16 protein-coding genes and 1 tRNA gene are annotated in these 20,408 nt (G+C 70.8%); 6 read left to right on the top strand and 11 right to left on the bottom strand.

Going from position 1 to position 20,408, the window contains the following annotated elements:
* Position 1 precedes the first annotated feature (1 nt).
* The 7 genes from KNO15_RS18485 to KNO15_RS18455 are packed head-to-tail and all read right to left on the bottom strand — an operon-like array spanning position 2 to position 5,941.
* Positions 2-808: a carbon-nitrogen hydrolase family protein gene (locus KNO15_RS18485; protein WP_241705262.1), complete on the bottom strand. Its 807-nt coding sequence runs from the start codon at positions 806-808 to the stop codon at positions 2-4.
* A complete protein-coding gene (locus KNO15_RS18480) occupies positions 805-2,583 on the bottom strand; it encodes a sensor histidine kinase (protein WP_241705261.1) in 1,779 nt (592 codons plus the stop codon). The genes KNO15_RS18485 and KNO15_RS18480 overlap by 4 nt, the downstream gene beginning before the upstream one ends.
* The gene (locus KNO15_RS18475) at positions 2,580-2,969 is read right to left on the bottom strand and encodes a response regulator (protein WP_241705260.1); all 390 of its coding nucleotides are present in this window, start codon (positions 2,967-2,969) and stop codon (positions 2,580-2,582) included. Before KNO15_RS18475 ends, KNO15_RS18480 begins: the two co-directional genes overlap by 4 nt.
* Positions 2,966-3,121 (bottom strand): hypothetical protein, encoded by a 156-nt coding sequence (locus tag KNO15_RS18470; RefSeq protein WP_241705259.1) that lies wholly within the window; start codon positions 3,119-3,121, stop codon positions 2,966-2,968. Before KNO15_RS18470 ends, KNO15_RS18475 begins: the two co-directional genes overlap by 4 nt.
* Entirely contained in the window at positions 3,118-3,870 is a 753-nt protein-coding gene (locus KNO15_RS18465; protein WP_241705258.1) for a PHP domain-containing protein, read from the bottom strand. Before KNO15_RS18465 ends, KNO15_RS18470 begins: the two co-directional genes overlap by 4 nt.
* Positions 3,867-4,877 (bottom strand): ATP-grasp domain-containing protein, encoded by a 1,011-nt coding sequence (locus KNO15_RS18460; RefSeq protein ID WP_241705257.1) that lies wholly within the window; start codon positions 4,875-4,877, stop codon positions 3,867-3,869. The genes KNO15_RS18465 and KNO15_RS18460 overlap by 4 nt, the downstream gene beginning before the upstream one ends.
* On the bottom strand, positions 4,874-5,941 hold the full coding sequence (locus tag KNO15_RS18455; protein ID WP_241705256.1) for a response regulator: 1,068 nt from the start codon (positions 5,939-5,941) through the stop codon (positions 4,874-4,876). Before KNO15_RS18455 ends, KNO15_RS18460 begins: the two co-directional genes overlap by 4 nt.
* A gap of 143 nt (positions 5,942-6,084) precedes the next feature.
* On the opposite strand from KNO15_RS18455, the gene KNO15_RS18450 reads away from it, so the two are divergent.
* The 5 genes from KNO15_RS18450 to KNO15_RS18430 all read left to right on the top strand — a co-directional run bounded on the left by KNO15_RS18450 (position 6,085) and on the right by KNO15_RS18430 (position 13,174).
* Positions 6,085-6,161, top strand: a tRNA-Met gene (locus KNO15_RS18450).
* Between the two features lie 90 nt (positions 6,162-6,251).
* Positions 6,252-7,748, top strand: coding sequence for a DUF3375 family protein (locus tag KNO15_RS18445; protein ID WP_241705255.1), 1,497 nt, complete (start codon positions 6,252-6,254; stop codon positions 7,746-7,748).
* Positions 7,745-8,500 carry a DUF4194 domain-containing protein gene (locus KNO15_RS18440; RefSeq protein ID WP_241705254.1) on the top strand — a complete coding sequence of 252 codons (756 nt, stop codon included), beginning with the start codon at positions 7,745-7,747 and terminating at the stop codon, positions 8,498-8,500. The genes KNO15_RS18445 and KNO15_RS18440 overlap by 4 nt, the downstream gene beginning before the upstream one ends.
* Entirely contained in the window at positions 8,497-11,904 is a 3,408-nt protein-coding gene (locus KNO15_RS18435) for an ATP-binding protein (RefSeq protein WP_241705253.1), read from the top strand. Before KNO15_RS18440 ends, KNO15_RS18435 begins: the two co-directional genes overlap by 4 nt.
* A 13-nt stretch (positions 11,905-11,917) precedes the next feature.
* A complete protein-coding gene (locus KNO15_RS18430; protein ID WP_241705252.1) occupies positions 11,918-13,174 on the top strand; it encodes a Wadjet anti-phage system protein JetD domain-containing protein in 1,257 nt (418 codons plus the stop codon).
* Here the strand turns inward: KNO15_RS18430 and KNO15_RS18425 are convergent.
* A complete protein-coding gene (locus tag KNO15_RS18425) occupies positions 13,069-13,587 on the bottom strand; it encodes an isochorismatase family protein (protein ID WP_241705251.1) in 519 nt (172 codons plus the stop codon). The genes KNO15_RS18430 and KNO15_RS18425 overlap by 106 nt on opposite strands.
* A gap of 58 nt (positions 13,588-13,645) precedes the next feature.
* On the opposite strand from KNO15_RS18425, the gene KNO15_RS18420 reads away from it, so the two are divergent.
* Positions 13,646-14,785 carry an ROK family transcriptional regulator gene (locus KNO15_RS18420; RefSeq protein WP_241705250.1) on the top strand — a complete coding sequence of 380 codons (1,140 nt, stop codon included), beginning with the start codon at positions 13,646-13,648 and terminating at the stop codon, positions 14,783-14,785.
* 27 nt (positions 14,786-14,812) lie between these two features.
* Here the strand turns inward: KNO15_RS18420 and KNO15_RS18415 are convergent, their stop codons facing one another.
* From KNO15_RS18415 to KNO15_RS18405, 3 genes are all read right to left on the bottom strand, one after another.
* Complete coding sequence (locus KNO15_RS18415; RefSeq protein ID WP_241705249.1) at positions 14,813-16,009, bottom strand: ROK family transcriptional regulator; 1,197 nt, start codon at positions 16,007-16,009, stop codon at positions 14,813-14,815.
* 163 nt (positions 16,010-16,172) lie between these two features.
* Positions 16,173-19,121, bottom strand: a complete 2,949-nt coding sequence (locus KNO15_RS18410; protein WP_241705248.1) for a UPF0182 family membrane protein — start codon at positions 19,119-19,121, stop codon at positions 16,173-16,175.
* 131 nt (positions 19,122-19,252) lie between these two features.
* The gene (locus tag KNO15_RS18405) at positions 19,253-20,392 is read right to left on the bottom strand and encodes a YlbL family protein (RefSeq protein WP_241705247.1); all 1,140 of its coding nucleotides are present in this window, start codon (positions 20,390-20,392) and stop codon (positions 19,253-19,255) included.
* Positions 20,393-20,408: the final 16 nt, after the last annotated feature.

Raw genomic sequence — 20,408 nt, 5'->3', positions numbered from 1 at the left:
CTCAGTCGTTCGGCTCCACCCGGTAGCGACGCAGCTTCAGGGCCGGATTCCGCCTGCGCACGTCCGCGACGCGCTCTGCCCAAGCCTCGGCGACCGCGACCCCCGCCGTCTCGCCGAGGCCCGCGAGCACGACGCCCATCGGGTCGACGATCACGCTGTTGCCGACGCCGATCGGCGGGGTGTGGTCCGCAGCGGCGACGTAGAGGGTGTTCTCGATGGCGCGGGCGGCCAGCAGGGTCGACCAGTGCTGCTCTTTGAGCGGCCCGCGCACCCACTCCGCCGGCACGGCGACCAGGTCGGCGCCCGCGTCGGCGAGCCGACGGGTGACCTCGGGGAAGCGCAGGTCGTAGCAGGTCTGCATCCCGACCCGGAGCCCGTCGACCTCGAACACCTCCGGCAGGGCGAGGTCGCCCGGGATCACCCAGTCGGACTCGGTGGAGCCGAACGCGTCGTACAGGTGCTGCTTGCGGTAGACGGCCAGGGTCGTCCCGTCCGGGCCGACCGCCACCAGCGTGTTGGCGAACTTGTCGCGGATCCCGGTCCGCTCGACGAGGCCGGCGATCGCGAAGACGCCGTGCTCGCGTGCCGTCGCAGCCAGCGACCGCACGAACTCGCCGTCGAGCGGCTCGGCGTTGCGGGCGAAGGAGGGGCCGAGCGAGTCGGTGAAGTACGACGAGTACTCCGGGAAGACGACCAGTCGCGCGCCGCGGGCCGCCGCGACGGCGATGAGGCCGGCGACCAGGTCGCGGTTGTGCACGCGATCGTCGCCCGGCGTGAACTGGGCGACGGCGATCCCGACGGCGCTCACGGTGCCGCCTCCGCCCCCGGCACGGCCTCGGCGACCGGTGCAGGCGTCTCGATCGGGAGGTGGAGGCTGATGGACGTGCCGACGCCCTCCTCGCTCGCGATGTCGAGCCGGCCGCCGTGGGCGGTCACGATCGCCTTCGTGATGGTGAGCCCGAGTCCGACGCCCGGCACCGCGTTGCGCGTGGCCGTCGAGGCCCGGAAGAACCGCTGCGAGAGCTGGCTCAGCTCGACCGCCGGGATGCCGATGCCGGTGTCGGTCACCGCCACCACCGCCTCGTCGCGGTCCCGCCGCAACGACACGGTGACGCTGCCGCCAGCCGGCGTGAACTTGAGCGCGTTGGAGACCAGGTTGTCGACCGCCTGACCGAGCCGCACCGTGTCGCCGCGCACGTCGACGGGCTCGTCCGGCACCTCCATCACCAGCGCGACTCCTGCCGCGGCCGCGCCCGGCCGGGCCGACTCCACCGAGGCGGAGACGACCGAGCGCAGCTCGGCGTCCGTGATGTCGATCGGGAACCTCCCCGACTCGACCTGCGCGGTGAAGAGGAGGTCGCCGACCAACCGGAGCAGGCGGTGGGCGTTGCGTTCGGCGACACCGAGGTACTGCAGCTGCTCGTCGGAGAGCGGCGCCTCGTCGTCGTCACGCATGAGCTCGAGGTAACCGAGGATCGAGCTGAGCGGCGTGCGCAGCTCGTGCGAGATCAGCCCGACGAACTCGTCCTTCAGCCGCGCGAACTCGCGGGCCTGGGTCATGTCGGTGGCCACGAAGATGAAGCCGACCCGGTGGCCGTTCTCATCGATCCGTGGGGTCGCCGCGACCTGGACCGGCACCTGCTTGCCGTCCGCGCGCACGTACGTCCAGTCGCGCACGTCCGCGTAGCCGGCGCGCACGGTGTCGACGAGGGCGGAGAAGTCGTCGGCGCTGACGACGGTCGTGAAGCGCGCGTCCATGTCGCGCAGCCGATCCTCCAGCTCGCTCACCAGGTGGAACTCGATGACGCGCCGGTCGTGACCGACGACCTGCGCCTCGGTCAGGCCGAGCATCTTCTCTGCACCGGGGTTCCAGACGTCGATCACGCCGTCGAGGTCGGTTCCGATCACCGACTGCTCCGTGACAGCGTTCCAGATGCTCTGGATGAGCCGGTTCGCGGTCTTGAGCCGTGCCTCGTTGAGCACCAGCTCGTCCTGCGTGCGCTGGGCCTGCTCGAGCAGCTCCTCGCGCTGGGCGGCCACGGCACGGGAGGCGGCCAGCTGCACGCGGGACCGGTGGGCGATCTCGTTGACGACCGCAGCGACGATCAGGTAGATGACCGGCGAGAAGAACGCGCGCAGGAGGTCCGCCGGGCTGGTCGCGTCGTGATCCACCAGGATCGGGCCGAGGAGGACGACGAAGATGCCCACCGCGGCGATGACGATGTTGCGTCGGCCCTCCTCGGTGGCGATCCAGACGAACGGCAGCAGCAGGATCACGCCGATGGCCGACGTCGAGCCGCCCGTGCCGATCCGCATCAGCGCGATCGAGGCCATTGCGACGAGCGGCACAGCGACCGTCCAGCGCGGGCCGACCCGCCGCCAGGGCACCAGCAGCGCGAGCAGCAGGGCCCCGATCATGACCGCGGTCGCGCCGACGATGAAGACCGGGAGGTGCGCGCTCATCACGCCGGGGATGAAGGTCAGCCCGAGCGCGATGACGAAACCGACCAGCGTCGGCACGAGCTTGAGGAAGACGGACGGCGAGTCCAACGGGATCCGGCCGAGCCAGCGGTCGACGGTCATACCGTCTCCACCAGGCCGAGCATCGATCGGATGCGTTCGGAGAGCGCGCGGGGGCTGAACGGCTTGATGATGAAGCTGTCGGACCGGTTGGCGACCACTCCGTGATCGGTGAGCAGCTGCACGGAGGCGGAGACCATCAGGATGAGTGTGTCCTTCGTCGCGTCGTCGCCGCGGATCGCCTCGGCGACCTCGACGCCGTTGAGCCCCGGCATCGAGATGTCGAGCACGGCGAGGTCGATCCCGCCCTCGACCACGGCGTCCAGCGCCGCGCGGCCGTTGTCGACGGCGGCGGCGATCTCGACGCCCGCGCGGTTGGCGGCGATGACCATCAGGCCGCGGATGTCGTCATCGTCGTCGGCGATGACGATGCGTTTGACGTCGGTCATGAGAAGAACACCACCCGCACCACGACCACGGCCGCGATCACCACCAGCGCGATGCCGCCGTAGACCGGCAGGCGCAGCTCCCACCGCCGGTTGCGGTCGATCTCGCGCTGCAGCTCCTCCCGCTGCACGCGCGTCAGCTGGACGGGGCTCATCGGCGCTCCTCCCGTTCCGCGGCCTCCACGGCGTCGAGCACGGCCGTCACCCGGTCGTATCGGCCGACATCGGCCGCGTCGTGACTGTCGGTGGACGCAACGATACGCGCTCCGGCGTCCCGGAGCGCCAGCACGGCCTCCGGACCGGGGCACGCCCACTTCTCGTTCACCTCGACGAGGGTGCCGGTCGCCGCGGCCGCGGAGGCCCACGCCGCCAGCCGGTCAGCGCCGAGCTGCTCCTCGGAGAGCCCCACCTTGGGCAGGATCGAGAACCAGTGCGCGAGCTGTGCGTGCCTGGTGCCCTCCATCGCCCGGATGCTCGCCTCGATCAGGAGGTCGAGGGCGTCGTGCGCCGACAGGCCGTCGGCGATGCGACGGCGGGTCTCGTCCGGCGACCAGGGACCATCGGTGCCGGGGAACTGGTGGTCGCCGATCACGATCGCGTCGACGCCGCCCGCTCCGACCACGAGGTCTGCGGGGACGTCGACCGCGCCGGAGGCGTCGAGCAGCTTGGCCTCGACGCCCGTGAGCACGCTGAGGCCGTCCGGCACGGGCTCGGCCGCCACCGCCGCGAGGAACTCGGGCACCCAGGTGGTGGACGCCCGCACGTGGTCGGTCAGCCGGACGTGGCTGAGCCCCGCTGCTGCGGCAGCCGCGATGTTCTCCGCGAGCGTGCTCCTGGCGTCGTCCGAGAACGTGGAGTGCACGTGGAAGTCGCCGCGCAGCAGCGCGCGCAGACGGTCGGTCACTCCTCCGGTCCCTCCGCGTGGGCCGCGTTCTCGGAGACGAGGACATCGGCCGGGTCGAGGAAGACGTCTTCGAGGTAGCGCACGTTGGCGAGCTCGGTGAAGTCGACGGCGGAGGGCACGGGACGCCCGAGAACGAGGTCGAGGAGCAGCGACGGCATGTCGACCCCCGCGGCGATCGTCAGCGGCATCGCGCCGGGGAAGCGCGGATTCACCTCCAGCAGCGCGGGGACCCCGTCGCTGCTGTACCGGAGCTGCACATTGGCGACACCGGTGAGCCCGATGGCTCTGGCTACGTCGGAAGCCGTCTGCGAGAGCTCGTCCCTGCGCACCGTGCGCCCGGCGATGGAGACACCGGAGTCGACCCGTTCGCGGGAGCGCGGAACGGCGGCGATCACCGTGCCGTCGAGGCCCGCGAGGACGTCGACCGAGAACTCCTCGCCCGGCAGGTTCTCCTGCACGAGGATGCTCGGGTCCTCCCCCAGCGACTCCAGCGCGGCACGATCGGCGATCAGACGCACACCGCGCGATCCCGCACCGCTGCGCGGCTTGATGATCACGGGGAAGACCCAGTCCGCGCCGACGCCGTCCCGATCCAGCAGCCGGGTCTCCGGGATGCGCGCCTTGCCGTCGACGGCCTGCGCCAGACGGTACTTGTCGAGGCAGGTCACGAGCGTCTCGTGGCTGGGGGCGGCCAGCGCGGCGCCGACGGCGGCGAGCTCGTCGCGGCGCGCGGCGAGGCCCGGCAGCTCCACATCGACCGTCGAGAACAGCACCCCGATGCCGTCCGCGGCGCACAGGGCGATCACATCGTCGACGAAGGACGGGGCACGGCCGGGCGGCACGATCCGCCTGGCGGACTCCGGCACGAGATACAGGCCGCTCGCCCAGCCGTCCATGTCGGCGGCGTAGACCTCGACATCGTCGCGCTTGAGCAGCGAGCGGATCACGGCGATGCCCGCCGGGCCGCCGGCTCCCGTGACGAGGACGCGGGTGCGGGATGCGGTCATTCCTGGTTCCTCCGGATTCGGGCGTCGGTCTGGATGGCCGACGCCGGGACGGAGATGTCCGCGGTGTCGCGCATCACCTCCAACGGCTCGCAGTTGGTTCCACCGCCGAACCGCGACCAGTAGCGGGCGGTGGCGAGGACGAAGTCGTGATCCAGATACGAGCGCAGCTCGGTCTGGGAGCGGAAGCAGTCGATGAGCCGCAGCTTGGCGTCCGTGAAGCCGTCGATCGGCACGAACCGCGTCGGCCTGAAGTCGATCGTCGCGGACGGGCTCTGGAAGCAGCAGACCGTGCGGACGTTGCGGGTGGCCACGTTGACGGCCGCGTGCACCGCCCGGTGGTCCTGGTGCCGATCGTGCGCGGAGTGTGTGTAGACGATGTCGGGCTGCACCTCGGCGACGACGCGCTCGATGATGCTCACCGTCGGGTCGGCGGCCGAGATGCGGGTGTCTTCGAGGTCTTCGAGGAAGAGCCGCGCACCGAGCAGCTCGGCAGCGGCGAGGGACTCGTGCTGGCGGTCGTCGGCATCGCCGCCGCGGGCGCCCCGCGAGAGCGTCAGGATGACGACCTCGTTGCCGGCGTCGCGGTGAGCGGACAGGATCCCGCCGACACCGATCTCGACGTCGTCCGGGTGCGCGCCGATCGCCAGGACCACCTGCTGCTGGCTGGCTGCGCGCTTCGTGCGCCCCTCTTCGGCGAGACGGTTCACGATGGCGACGAGCTCGGACGACGCGATGGGCTTGGTGAGGAACTCGTCGGCCTGCGCGCGCAGCGCGGAGACCGCGTAGTCGACCGACACGTGCGCCGTCATGACCACGACAGGGAGCCCGGGATGCCGGCTGCGCACCTCGCGCAGCAGGTCGATGCCGGAGATCCCCGGCATCTCGATGTCGGTGATCACGACGTCCGGGTCGAACGAGGCGATCGTGTCGAGGGCGATGGACGGATCGGTGACGGCGACGACCTGCGCGTCCGCGCGCTTCTCGAGCACGGTCTTCATGTAGAAGGCGACGTCGGGGTCGTCCTCGATCACGCACACGCGGTACTTCTGGGCCGAATTCGCCATACGCATCTCCTGGGTCCTGCGACGACTCTAGTGGGACGGGCGGTCTAGGCACCCCGGACGCGCCACGGGCACGCCCGGACGCGCCCGGGCGTGCATCCGGATTTCACAGCACCCCGCAGCCGTGCTAGAGTCATTTCTTGTGCCGCGGGGTGGAGCAGCTCGGTAGCTCGCTGGGCTCATAACCCAGAGGTCGTAGGTTCAAATCCTGCCCCCGCAACCAACTGGCCCGGACTTGAGGAGAAATCCCCAGGTCCGGGCCGCTTTTTGTTCAGGCGGCCTGTGGCCTCAACCCGGATCATGGCAGCGGAGGATGATGGACGAGGCCCTCGACGGCGCACGCGTCGCCGCGGTCTGGGAGGAGCATCCGACCTGGGCTCTGCTGCGCAGCTACAACGGCCGCTGGGTCCTCCCCCTCTTCTCCCGTCACCTGGAGTACGCCGACGGGACGGTCTCCGCCGACTGGTTCCATCAGAAGGTCGCCGACGCCCTCGAGGAGCTCGACGACGATCGCGAGCCCGCCGATCCCGAGGGCACGCGCACCTCCCCCGCCGAGTACTGCCGCAGCTGGGTCGACAGCCGCTGGCTGGTCCGAACCCGCGCGGGCGCAGGCGAGGGGCGGGCGCGCTATCGCCTCTCCCAGTACTCGCTGCAGGCGCTCCGGGTCGTGCGCGAGCTGGCGGAGCCGGACAGCGCCGTCTCGGAGGCCCGCTTCGCGAGCATCGCCCACGCCGTCCACCAGCTGGCGGCGCTGACCGACCCGACGGCCGACTCCCAGCTCGAGCGGCTCGACCGCGAGATCGCGGAGCTGCAGCGGCGCAGAGACGACATCGCAGAGCACGGTGCGCAGGTCGCAGGGCCGGAGGCCGTCGCCCGCCAGGTGCGCGAGGTGCTGCGGTTGACAGCGACCCTCCCGGAGGACTTCCGCCAGCTCGGCGCGATGGTGGAGCAGCGGCACCGCGAGGTCGCCAGGGCTGCATCGTCGCAGACCATCGGCAAGGGCGCGTTGGTGGACCGCTTCCTGCGAGACAACGACCTCCTCGAGCAGACGCCGGAAGGGCGCGCCTACCGCGGGTTCGCGGCGATGCTGTCCTCCCGCGAGGTGGACACGATGCGTGCGGACATCGAGCGCGTTCTCGCGCGTCCCGCCGAGGTCACCGAGCTCACCGAGCGACAGCGGGCGCAGCTGGAGACGCTGATCACCTCGCTGCTCGCCGAGGAGCAGCTCGTGCAGGAGACGTACGTGCGCTGGACGTCGTCGCTCCGGCGGTTCCTCAGCAGGAACGGCTCCGACCGACACGCCCGCCTGCTGTCCCTCGCCGGGCGCGCGCTCGACGCGGGGGCTCTCTGGACCCAGCGCCGACCGGGATCCACGCTCGTCGACGACGATGTACTGGGCATCGGCACCTGGAACCTCGTCGATGTGACGCAGGCGCAGCTCTGGCGCGACAGGGGGCGCCCGGACATCGGCGTCGCGATCGCCGAGAACGACGACCCGCTGCCCGAGGAGGAACGCGAGGCCCTCCGCCTCGCCGTCGCGACGAGCGCGGCAGCGGTGCGAGAGACGATCGACGCCCTCCTCGCCGACGCGGAGACCGTCACCGGCGCCGACGTGTACGCGGCGACGCCCGAGGAGTACCGCAGGCTCGGCCTCGCGGTCAGCCTGATCGAGCTCGGCGCCGAGCACGGTGCGGTGGCGGAGGGCGTGCAGACGGTCCCGCTCGACATCGCCGCCGGCGCGCGCGAAGTGACCATGCCGCTCCTGGTCTTCGGACGGGACGCGGCCGACCAGGAGACGGACGAACGGTGACGGACAGTGAATTCGTGACGGCCAGTGGATCCGCGACGGCCAGCGGACCCGCGACGGAGCATCGTGAGGACGACGGCGCGACCGCCTCGGACGCCTTCGGGGACCGGCTGGTCGGCGACGCCCTCCCCCGAGAGGCGCGGCTGGCGCTCGTCACCCTGCTGACCAGCCGGTTCATCACGCGCGGGAAGCACCCGGAGGCCTGGCGCGGCCTGCTCGACCACGAGACCGACATCCGCGCACGGCTGGAGGAGCTGTTCCTGACGCTGCACCTGGACGTCGCGCACGAGGTCGCCTTCAAGAGGCAGAACGGCGAGGACGGCGTGCCCGTGCTCCTGCGGCGCGAGAAGCCCCTCTCGCGCGACGCGTCCCTGCTGCTGGTGCTCCTGCGCCAGGAGCACGCGTACACCGACGCGACCGACGAGCCCGTCACGGTGAGCCGCGACCACATCGCCGAGTTCCTCAGCCGGTTCCAAGCCGACTCGTCGCACGACGAGGTGCGCACCGATCGACGCGTCCAGGCCGCGATCGTGGCGCTCGACCGGCTGGAGCTGTTGACGCCCACCCCGGAGGACCCCGACCTGTTCGTGGTGTCGCCGGCCGTGGTGCCGCTGATCGGCACGGACCAGCTGCTGCACCTGGAGCGGACGTTCCTCACCGCGGCCGGCGAGGACGTCGCCGACGACGGAGCGGACGACACGGACGACGCCGCAGACGGCATCACCGACGACACCACTGAGGAGGCCGGCGAGTGAACGACCTGCCCGAAGACGACGGGCTGGTCCGCCGGGGCCAGTTCCGCATCGAGCTCGTCCAGCTCCTCAACTGGGGAGCGTACGACGGCCTGCACCGGATGCCGGTCGGTCGTGGCGGCATCGCCATCCTCGGCCCGACCGGCCGCGGCAAGTCGACCGTGCTGGACGCCATGTCGGCGGTCATCATGCCGAACCCGCAGGAGTTCAACCGCGCAGCGCGCGACGACTCCCGGCAACGCTCCGAGCGGACCGTGTACAGCTACGCGCGCGGAAAGACCGACGAGGTGAAGGACGCCGGCTCGGACTCGACGACCACGCACTTCCTGCGCCCGCTCGGCACCGCGTTTCCGAGCGGCGCCGCGATCACGTGGCGCACCGAGCTCGGCGAGACGGTCACCGCAGCACGACTCGCCTGGATCGGCCCGGACACCTCGACGCAGGACGAGGTCACCTCGGCGACCGTCTACCTCCTGGCGCACGGGGAGTTCCCGCTCGCGCGCCTGACCGAGCTGGTGCAGGAACCGGGGAGCTCGTCGCCGCTCACGCGCGCCTCCCTCGGCCGGCTGGTGCACCCGGAGCGCGACCTCGTGACCTCCTCGCAGCCCGAGCTGCGCGTGCGGCTCTGCGAGGAGCTCGGCATCGGCGGCAGCGACGAGTCGCAGCTGAAGGCGCTCACTCTGCTGCGCCGCGCGCAGGCGTCGAAGGGCGTCTTCTCGATCGACGAGCTGTTCAAGAGCTTCGTGCTGACCGAGCCCCGCGCGCTGTCCCGGTGGGAGACCACGCTCAGCAGCTACCGTGAGGCCTCCGCACTCTACGACGTCTTCGAGACCACCCGGCGCAAGCTGGAGGTGCTGGCGGATATCCCCGCCCGGGCGGAGCAGCTCGAGGCCGCGCGTGACGACGCGACGGGCAAGCGCCTGCTGCTGAGCCCCGCGGAGGGCGAGGACGACCCGCGCCTGCGGGTCTGGCTCGCCGAGCACGTGCGCGACTGGGTCTCCGGCCAGGTGGACGCGGTCCGCGAGCGCAAGCGCGAACAGGAGACGCTCCGCCGTACCGCCGAGTCGGACGAGGGCACGGCGCACCGTGCCCTGCAGGACGCGCAGGCCCGCCTGACCGCCCTCGGCGGGGACCCGTCGGTGGCCCTGCGCCGCGAACTGGACTCGGCCGAGCGTTTCCTGCTGGCCCAGAGACGGGATCGGGCCGCGGCCGACGCCATGTTCGCCCGGGCCGGACTGGACGCGCCGGAGTCCGCCGAGCAGCTCGCCCGACTGCAGGAGCAGGCGGAAGCCCTTCTGACGGCCGCCGCGTCCGACGACGACGAGAAGGCGCAGCGCTACGAGCTCGCCGGTCGCGTCGACGCCGCCAAGAAGGCCATCGCCGCTGCCGCCGAGGAGAAGCGCTCGTACGAGCAGCGCAGCAGCAACGTGCCGGCCGACGCGGACGAGCGTCGGCGCCGCATCGCTGCGGGCGTCGGCCTCCCGGCCACCAGCCTCCCGTACGTGGGCGAGCTGTTCGAGGTGGCCGCCGGGCGCCGGGACTGGAGCCGAGCGGTCGAGGCCGTGCTCGGGGAGACGGCGACGCACCTCCTCGTCGACGAGCGCAGCTTCGCGGCCGTCCGACGGTTCGTCAACGACGGCGACATGCGCGGACGGGTCGTGCTGGTGCCCGCCACGGCCGGACGCGCGCCCGAGCTCGACCCGATCGACCGGACCGTTCCCGCCCTGCTTCACTTCGACGAGGCCAGCCCGTTCTGGGGCTGGCTCCACGACGAGCTCGTCCGCGACCGCAGCGTGCTGTGCGTCGAGTCGCCCGACGAGCTCGATGCGCCGCGCGGTGCGGGCATCTCCGCGGCGGTGACGCGCGCAGGCATGCGGTCCGCCGCGCGCGGACGCGTCATCAAGGACGACCGCCGCACCGCGTCCTGGATCGGACTCGACAACGCCCCGCGCATTCACGAGCTGGCGTCGCGGATCGCCGAGCTGGAGATCGAGCTCGGCGAGGCACGCGCCGAATCGGACCGGGCGGAGGCCGCGCACAGCGCGGCGCGGGGCCGCGGCGAAGCACTCGCCGCCGTCCGTGCCGTCGAGTGGGACGCGATCGAGCTCCTCCCCCACGAGGCCCGGGTGGCCGAGCTCACCGCTCAGCTCGCCCGGGTTGCCGTCGACAACCCGGAGGCCGCGGCGCTCCAGGACGAGGCGGACCGGCACGACCGCGCCCGCATCGCGGCGGCGAAGCGCTCGGCCGCTATCCAGGCGAAGCTCGACGAGCTCGAGGCGGAGCACGCCGACCTCAACGACATCGAGGACAGCGTCGCCGACACGCTGGAGCGCAACACCCCGCTCACACCGGACGAGCGCCTGCTGCTCGGGACCCTCCCGTTCGCGGCGCCGAAGCAGTCCGCCGACGTCGATCGCCGCTACGCCGAGGCGCTGGGAGCGCTGCGCGACCAGATCGACACGCACCAGCACAGCGTCGAGCACCTCTCGGAGGTGATCGTGCTCACGCTCGAACGGTTCCGCGACCTGGATCCCACTGCCGAGATCGACGCCACGATCGACAGCCTGCCCGCTGTGCTCGCCATCCACCGCACCCTCGTCGAGGACGACCTGCCCCGTGCGAAAGCCGACTGGCTCGTGAAGGCGGGAGCGAGCATGGGCGACAGCCTGCGGGCGCTGCTCCGCCAGATCGAGGACGACGGCCACACGATCCGGCGCGGGGTGCGGCCGATCTCGAACGCTCTCCGCGGAATCGAGTTCCGGCAGGGCTCGACGCTCGACATCGAGCCGCGCCCGATCTCGAACAGCGACCTCCACGAGTTCACGCGCACGCTCCGGCGGCACACCTCCGGCCAGGCGGGCTCGGACCGCAGAGATGCCTCCGCCGTCGAACGCGACTTCCTCGAACTCCGACGCGACCTGTCGCGCCTCGAGGAGCGATCGCGGGCGGGCGAGGCCTGGCGCCGGCGTGTCCTCGACGCGCGCGAGCACTACCAGTTCCGCGCGATCGAGACCCGTGCCGACGGCACCCAGATCGTCCACGAGGGCGTCGCGGGAAAGTCGGGAGGAGAAGGCCAGGAGCTGATCGCCTTCGTGCTCGGCGCCGCCTTGCGGTACCGGCTGGGCGACGGTACGGACGCGATCCCGACCTACGCGCCCATCGTGCTCGACGAGGGCTTCGTCAAGGCCGACAACGAGTACACGGGTCGCGCGCTCGCAGCCTTCCGCGGGCTCGGCTTCCAGCTCATCGTCGGCGCGCCGCGCGACAAGGTCAACGCCTTCGAGGAACACGTCGAGTCGGTCGCCTACATCACGGGCGACCCGGCCCGACCCGGCTTCTCTCGCATCTACTCGCTCAGCATCCGCGAGGCGCTGGAGGGCGAGCGACTCGCCCTCCTGCCGGAGTGAGGGGCTCCGCCTGGTGAGAACGCTCGAGGAGACGCTGCGCCTGCTCCGCGAGCGCTTCGCGAACGGCTGGAGCCGGGAGCTCGTGGCGCCCGGGTCGATGTCGCTGACGGTGTCGCTGAGCCCTCCCGATGCCCGGACGATCGTGACCCGGCGCGACGATGTCGATCGTTGGGCTGACGACTGGTACGACTGGGCCGACCGAGCGGAGGGCGTCACGCTCACCGAGATCACCCGGCCCAAGACCGCGTTCGGCCCGGTGACGGTTCCGGCCCGTCTCGACTTCGCCACGGTCGGCGCCTTGGCCGCGATCGACGACGGCGATCGCGCCACGTGGGCCATCGCCGGTGCCCGTTGGACCGAGCTCGGCGCCCTCGGCTTCCGGCCGCAGCACCGGATCGCGTCGATCCTCGCCCTCGCGGAGCCCGACTTCCGCCTCGCGGTGGCGGCAGCCGTCTTCTTCCGCGAGAACCCGCGGAGCGGCCTGCTCCCCCGCGCCGTGCCGATCGAGGGGATGCACACCAAGTGGCTGGCGCGGAACCGCGGACGAGTGCTGGCTCTCCTCGGGTCCGACGACACCGCCGACATCACGGAGGACGATCTCGACCAACGCGACCTGGACGCCCTCGGGCTCGTGGTCCCTCCCGCGCAGGCCGACCTGATCCTCTGCGACCCTGCCGACCGCGCCCGCGTCGGCGGCGTGAGGCACCTGCGGGCGCCGGTCGACGAGCTCGCCGCTCTGCCCGTCGCGCCCGCCCGGGTGCTGGTGGTGGAGAACAAGGAGTCCGCGTTCGTCCTCGGCGATGTGCCAGGCCTGGTCATCATCCACTCTCTGGGCAACAATGTCCGTCCGCTGGGCTTGCTTCCGTGGGTGCTGTCCGCGGAGGTCGTGTACTGGGGCGACCTCGACCGAGCAGGGCTCACGCTCCTGTCGCGCGCCCGCGCGATCCTCCCGCGGCTCTCGTCGGTCCTGATGGACACTTCGACGTTCGCACGCCATCGTCATCTCGCGGTGCCCGACGCGACGCGTGCGGACCCGCCGGAGGACACGCTCACTCCGGCCGAGCTCGACGCGCTGGCCGTCGTCGCAGAAGGGCCGCACCGCCTCGAGCAGGAGCGGCTCGGTCACGCCGTCGCCGTCGAGGCGCTGGCTGCGGCGCTTCGCCTTCAGTCGAAGGTGAGCTCGTCGAGCTCCGGGACCTCCACCCCCGCCGCGACGAGCTCGAGCGTGACGCGCTCGACGATGTCGGCCGCGGGCTCGCCGTCGTCGTAGGTCGAGTGGGCGCCGGCGGGGACGATGACATCGAAACCGCGCTCGAGCGCCCCGACAGCGGTGGCCTGGACGCAGTACTCGCTCTGCAGCCCCGCGACCACCACGGTGTCGACACCCATCGCGCGCAGCACATCCGCGAGGGCCGGGTTGGACTCGAACGTGTTCGCCGCGTCCTTGCGCACCACCGGCTCACCGGGCAACGGCGCGAACACCAGCTCCCAGCCGGGGGTGCCCGGCTCGTCCGGGTCGCCGGCGCGGCCGTCGTTCTTGACATGGATGATCGCAGCGTCGGCGTCTCTGGCGGCGTCGAGCAGACCGGAGAGCAGGTCGCGGAAGGCGGCTGCGCCGGCGACGGCGTCCCGACCTTCCAGCATGTTCCGCTGTACGTCGACGAGGATGAGGCCATATCCCATGCGCTCCATCATGCGCCGCATTCGCTAGGGTCGTAAACCGGGGGTCTCGAGGAGGACAGTGGCAGACGAACACGGCAAGGCGACGCAGTCCGCCGTGCGCGAGCGCAACCTGACCACGGCGCTCCAGCTGGTGCTGTCGGGCGACGGGCTCGCCACGCGCGCCGCCATCGCCCGCCGGACGGGCCTGACCTCCGCCACCGTCTCGTCGCTTCTCGCCGGTCTGATCGCCGATGGACTCGTCATCGAGGGCCGGCTGGCCGAGAGCACAGGCGGCAAGCGCGCCACGACGCTGCGCGTGGACGCGGAGCACAACGTGCTGCTTTCGGTGATCGTGCAGCCGGGGCTCGTCCGCGGGGCGGTGGTCGACCTCCTCGGCGACGTCGTCACGAGCATCGCCCACCGCACGACGAGCACGGCGACGCTCGACGACGTCCGTTCGGTCGTGCGCAGACTGGCTGCGGCGACGACCGCGCGGGTCACCGCCGTGGGCATCCAGGTGCCCGGCATCGCCGACGGCGACCTGATCCGGGAGAGCGTGCAGCTCGGCTGGGTCGACGTCGATCTGGGGCGCGAGCTCTCCGGGATCGTGTCCGCCCCGGTGCGGCTCGTCAACGACGCGGACGCCGAGGCGATCGCCGACTACGAGGTCTCGGACGAGTTCGGCGCCAACCTGCTGTTCGTCTCGCTCAGCACCGGCGTCGGCGCTGCGGTGATCGTCGACGGCGCGGTGCTGGCCGGCGCCTCCCACCGTGCGGGCGAGATCGGCCACGTCCCTGTGCTCTTCGGCGACGACGCGCCCGTGTGCGCGTGCGGCAATCGCGGCTGCCTCGAAGAGGTCGTCTCGGTCACCAGCCTCCTGGGGCTCCCCCACGGCGCCGATCTGGAGGCCGTGGACGTCGCGGCCCTCGCCGCCCTCCCCGAGTCGCGCGAGAGGATCGCAACCGGCGCCAGAACGCTGGCCCGCGCACTCCTCATGGTGGGAGCTGCGCTCGACGTGCCCAACATCGTGCTCGGCGGGGCCGCCCCCAAACTCGGCGCCGACTTCATCGGGCACGTGCGGGCCGAGGCCGCGCGGCATCCCGTGCGGGCGGCGATGCCGCTCAGCTTCCGGTACGCCAAGACCGCACTGGAGCAGCCGTTCCGCGGTGCGGCGCAGTACGCCCTCCAGTCGACGCTCGGCGTCAGCTGGGCGCGTTGAACGGCGCGTGAGCGGCGACCGGCGTCATCAGGACACGCCGAGCTGGGCGGAGAGCACCATCACCACGCAGCCGCGCAGCACGATGTCCCTGCCCTGACTGGTCATCCGGAGCGTCACGTCGGAGTGGAAGCCCGCCATCGTGCGATTGCGGAGCGTCTCGCCGAGGGCGTCGATCAGCGCGCCGGACAGCAGCTCTTCCGGACCGCTCAGCACGACCTCCGAGAGGTTCAGGGCGCCGACGATCGGCGCCAGGGCGACACCGAGTCGCTGACCCGCCTCGCGCAGCACCGGCTCGACGGGACGCCCGGCGACCGCTTCCGCTGCGATCCTGGACTCGAGACGGGGCACCGCGACCCAGGCCTCGAGGCACTTCTCGCGGTCGTAGGGCCCCTCCGAGCCGTCGTCGGTGCCGACCATCACCTGGCCGATCTCACCGGCGGCGAACCGGCTGCCGAACACGAGCGCGCCGGCGACGAGCAGCCCGGAGCCCACTCCGTGGCCGACCTTGACGAGCATCATGTCGCCGTGCGCGTCTCCGAAACCGTGCTCGGCCAGCACGGCGACGTTGGCATCGTTCGCGACGAAGACCGCCAGGCCCGTCCGCTCGGCGAGCGTGCGTTGCAGCGGCACATCGGTCCATCCCAGGTTGGGCGCCGCGACCACCGTGCCGGTCGCGTCGACGATGCCAGGGGAACCGATCCCGATGCCGAGGATGGGCGCTGTGGCGGCCTTGACGAGCTCGTCCACCAGCGCGAGCACCTTCGCGGCAGCGTCCTCGCCGCGGCTTCCCGCGAGGGCGACCTCGGCGCTTCGCAGAACCCGGCCGTCGATGTCGAGGACGGCGCCGCGGAAGACGGCGTGCTCGCTGAGGTCCACGCCCACGATCTGGGTGGCCGATCGGTTGACGTCCAGGAGGACGGCCGGCTTGCCCGGGCGGGCGTCGCCGCGCTGACCGAGCTCGACCACCAGGCCCTCGGCGATCAACTCGCCGACGAGGTCGGAGATGGTGACGCGGGTGAGCCCGGTCTCCCTGGCGAGGTCCGCCCTGCTCGCCTGCCCGTCGCGGTACAGCGACTGCAGCACGAGCGAGCGGTTGTGGTTGCGCGCGTGCTCCGGGAGCACCTTGGTGCGCGGACGCAGCGCGCGCCCCGGGACCAGAGGTCCGTCCGCCCCGGCCCGACGAGGTTCGGCGGGAGTGGGGCGGTGCGCTTCGTCGACGAGCATGTTTGTTAGTAAAGTGGACAATCAAAGTTTGCGCAAGTAGTCCGGCCAGTACTCTTCCAGGATTTCGCGCGGCCGAGCGCTCCGTGACTACTTTGCACGGCGCCCGAGCATACAAGAGCAGCCCGCACCGAAATCGGTGCGGGCTGCTCTCGGAGGACGTCGACTACTTCGAGCCGGAGCCCGATCCGGTCCCTTCTGCGGCGATCGCCTGCTGGAGTGCCTGCTGCAGGCGGGCGTCCGCGGCGCCGTACGCCGCCCAGTCCCCGGCCTTCAGGGCGGTCTCGCGATCGGCGAGTGCCTGCTTGGCGCTCTGCAGGGCCTGCTGCAGAGCGGCATTATTCTGGCCGGATGTGGACCCCGAGCCCGTGCCGGAACCCGTGCCGCTGCCCGTACCAGTGCCCGTTCCCGAGCCGGTCCCTCCTCCTCCGGACGTCGGAACGTTGTTGTCGCCGGCGCTCGCACCGGAGTCGCCGCCGAACAACGAGTCCAGCGCCTGATCGAGCGTGTCTTCGAAGGCGATCTTGTCGCCGAACGCCACGAGCACCTTCTGCAGGATCGGATAGCTGGTCTCACCCGTCGACTTCACGTACACGGGTTGGACGTAGAGCAGACCGCCACCGACCGGCAGCGTCAGCAGGTTGCCGTTGATGACGTCGGTCTTCCCCTGTCTCAGCAGGTTCAGCTCCTGAGACACGGTCGGGTCGGAGTTGAAGTTGTTCTGCACCTGACCCGGCCCGGGTATGGTGTCGCTCGACGGGAGGGACAGGAGTCTGAGCTTGCCGTAACCGGAGGCCTTCTTGCCCTTCGTCGAGCCGGCATCGGCATCCACCGCGAGATAGCCCTTGAGAATGGATCTGCTCGACTCGCTCGCCGCTTGAGGGATGAACGTCGTGTAGAGCGAGAACGACGGCTTCTCCTGGCCGGGCATCTGCATCGTCAGGTAGTACGGCGGCTGCAGGGTCGGATCCGACGGCGACGATGTCGGGTCGTTGGGCGTGGTCCAGGCATCGTCGCGCGAGTAGAACGATCCGGCGTCGGTGACGTGGTACTGGCCGAGCACCGCTCGCTGCACCTTGAACAGGTCGGACGGGTAGCGCACGTGGCTGAGCAGCTGGGCACTCATGTCGCTGATCGGCTTGATCGTGGTCGGGAAGATCTTCTCCCAGGTCTGCAGCACCGGGTCCTTCGCGTCCCACGCGTACAGCTGGACCGAACCGTCGTACGCGTCGACGGTCGCCTTGACCGAGTTGCGGATGTAGTTGATGTTGTCGAAGGCGTAGGCCGGCTTCGGCGTCTCGGTGTCAGCGATCGAGTCGCTCAGGCTGCCGACGTGCGAGTACGGGTACTGGTCGCTGGTGGTGTAGCCGTCGATGACCCACTTGATGCGCCCATCGATCACCGCAGGGTAGGCCTGCGAGTCGAGGGTCAGGTAGGGCGCCACCTTCTGGACGCGCTTGATCGGGTCGCGGTCGTAGAGGATCTGCGAGTCGCTGTTGACGGCGTCGGACAGGACGATCTGCTCATCCTGGAACTTCAGCGCGTAGACCAGTCGCTTGAAGATGTTGTCGAGCTTCGGACCGCCGTCACCCGAGAACGTGGTGTAGGTCTGCTGCGCGTTGTCGCTGCCGCCCGGATAGTCGAGCTCGACCGACTTGGCCCCCTTCGGCGCGCCGACGATCGAGTACGTCGGCGACTGCTGCCCGAAGTACACACGCGGCTCGTAGGTGCCCAGCGTGCCGGTGCTCGGGATCCCCGACTCCATGAAGACGGGCTGGCCGTCGCTCGAGCGCTGGTTGCCGTAGGCGGCCACCATCCCGTAGCCGTGCGTGTACACGACGGTGTCGTTGAACCAGCTGCGGCTGGTGAGCCCGGACTGGTTGAGCTCGCGAACCGAGACCACCGCGTCCTGCTCGTTGCCGTTGATCGTGTACCGGTCGACGTTGAGGTTGCGCGGGAACGAGTAGTACTGCCGGAACTGCTGGAGCTGCTGGAACGACGGACTGATCACCGCGGGGTCCATGATGCGGATCTGGGCGGTGGTCTGCGCGTCCTGGCGCAGGGCGCCCGCCTGCGCGTTCGTCGTCGCGTCATAGGGGATCACCTGGATGTCGCTGAGCCCGTACGCGTCGCGCGTCGCGTTGATCGAATCCTGGATGTAGGGGGTCTCGAGCGTCTTCTGGCTGGGGTCGACCTGGAAGCGCTGGACCACCCACGGATAGATGGCCCCGACCACCAGCGCCGCCACGATGAGCAGCGCGGTGCCGACCACCGGGAAGCGCCAGCGACCCGTGAACGCGGTGAGGACGAAGAGGACGGCGACGAAGATCGCGGCACCGGCGAGGACCGCCCGGCCGGGGATGGACGCGCTCACGTCGGTGTACGCGGCGCCGTTGATCATGTCGTTGACGTTGGAGTCGGTCACCGTCGCATAGCGGTCGAGCCAGATGCTGACGCCCTGGAGCAGCAGGTAGAGGGCGGCGATCACCGCGATCTGCACACGCGCCGCCCGCGAGATGCGCACCTCCCGGCCGCTGAAGCGGATGGATCCGTAGAGGTAGCAGGTGGCGAGGGTCGCCAGCAGCGCGATGAGCACGACCGCCGACGCGAACGCGACGGCGCTGCGGTAGAACGGCAGCGCGAAGAGATAGAAACCGATGTCGAGGTGGAACAGCGGGTCGGTCTTGCCGTACGACGTGCCGTTCAACCACATCGCGGCCGCCTGCCAGCGGCTCGCGGCCGAGACGCCCGCGAAGATGCCGAACACGATGGGGATGCCGTACATGGCGAGCCGGCGGAGCGGCTCGATCACCTGCTGGTAGCGGTCGAGCTGGGTGTTGAGCTTGGCGTAGACCGGCCGCAGCCGGTAGGCGAGCTGGATGGACAGCCACAGCGGGAGGGCCATGGCGAAGAAGCCGATGAAGAACATCGCGGCGCCGGCGAACCACTGGGTGGTGAGCACGTTGAGGTAGCCGAGCTGCTGGTACCACAGCACATCGGCGTAGAGCCCCGCGAAGACGAAGAACAGGATCACGAGCGCCACGATCACGCCGAGCGTGATCCAGATGGCCGCCCGGCGGCGTCCCGGGGGTCGAACTGCAGCGGTTGAACTCACGTGTGGCCCTCTTGCTCTCCGTGGGGTGACTCAGAGAACCATCCTAGGTGGCCGTCGCTTGGAGAACGCTGCGGCCCGGCGGTGAGGACGGCGAACGCCGGGTGGGCGCGCGCAGCGCGGACGTCGCGGGGTCAGGAGGCGGGACAGGTCGGGAGGCCCGCGGTGCTCGACCCGCTGCTGACGGCCTTCAGCACGGCGAGCGAGTCGGCGAGCGTCTTGACCGCGAAGACATGCAGGCCGGACGGGATGTGGCCGGTGACCTCGTCGCAGTTCGACGCGGGCGCGAGGAAGTAGCCGGCGCCTCCGGTGTCTCGGGCCGCGAACATCTTCTGCCGGATGCCGCCGATCGGACCGATCGTCCCTGTGTTGTCGATGGTGCCGGTGCCGGCGACCTTCTTGCCGCCGTTGAGCTTGCCCGGCGTCAGCTTGTCGATGATCCCGAGGGCGAACATCTGGCCAGCGCTCGGCCCTCCCACGTTGTTCAGCTGGATGTTGACCTCGAACGGGAACGTGTATTCCATGCCGGCTCCGATCCCCAGGACGACCTGCCCCTGCGTCTCCTCCGGCGTGATCGCGACGGTCGAGGCCGCACCGTCGCGGACGATCCCGACCTCGGCCGGTCTGCCCGCGCCGTTGGCCGACACGGCGCTGCGGAGCTCGCCGACGCTGGAGACGGCCGTGCCGTTGACGCTCGTGACCTGGTCGCCGGTCTTCAAGACCTTCGCCGCGGGCGAGTTCGGGATGAGCTGCTTGACCTCGACGTGCTGCGGGAACGTGTAGCCCAGTTGGTTGAGGGCCGCGGCGATGGCGTCCTGCTGGGAGTCGACCATGAGCGCGGCGTTCGCGGCGTTGGACTGCTCGGTCGTCGTTCCAGGAGGGAAGACCGCGTCGATCGGCTGCACGGCACGGCTCGGGTCGAACCAGGCCGTGATGATGTCGAACCAGCTGGGGCGCTGATCGGGGTTGCCCAGGACCGACACGGTCAGCAGATCGAGCGAGCCCGCTGTGGGATAGGTCGTCTGACTCGGGATGGTGATGAGCTGCTGTGCATCCGCCGACGGCTCCGACCCGACCTTCTGATCGGTGCCGAGCGTGTTGTAGACGGGTCCCGGCTGCTCGATCACGAACGGGGCGGGCACCAGCGCCAGCACCAGAGCGAGCGCGACGGCGAGGCCGATCGAGACCCACCCGACGATGACCCGGCGGGGAGGGGCCACCCTCTCGCGCTCGGCCGGCGGTCCGGGGTGGCCGTCGTCGGTGAACAGCGTCACGTGCAGTCCCTTCGGT

This window comes from Leifsonia shinshuensis (assembly GCF_022606355.1).
Taxonomy (GTDB): domain Bacteria; phylum Actinomycetota; class Actinomycetes; order Actinomycetales; family Microbacteriaceae; genus Leifsonia; species Leifsonia shinshuensis_B.
Note: the sequence above shows the minus strand (reverse complement) of the source record. Positions and strands in the feature narration are given on the sequence as shown.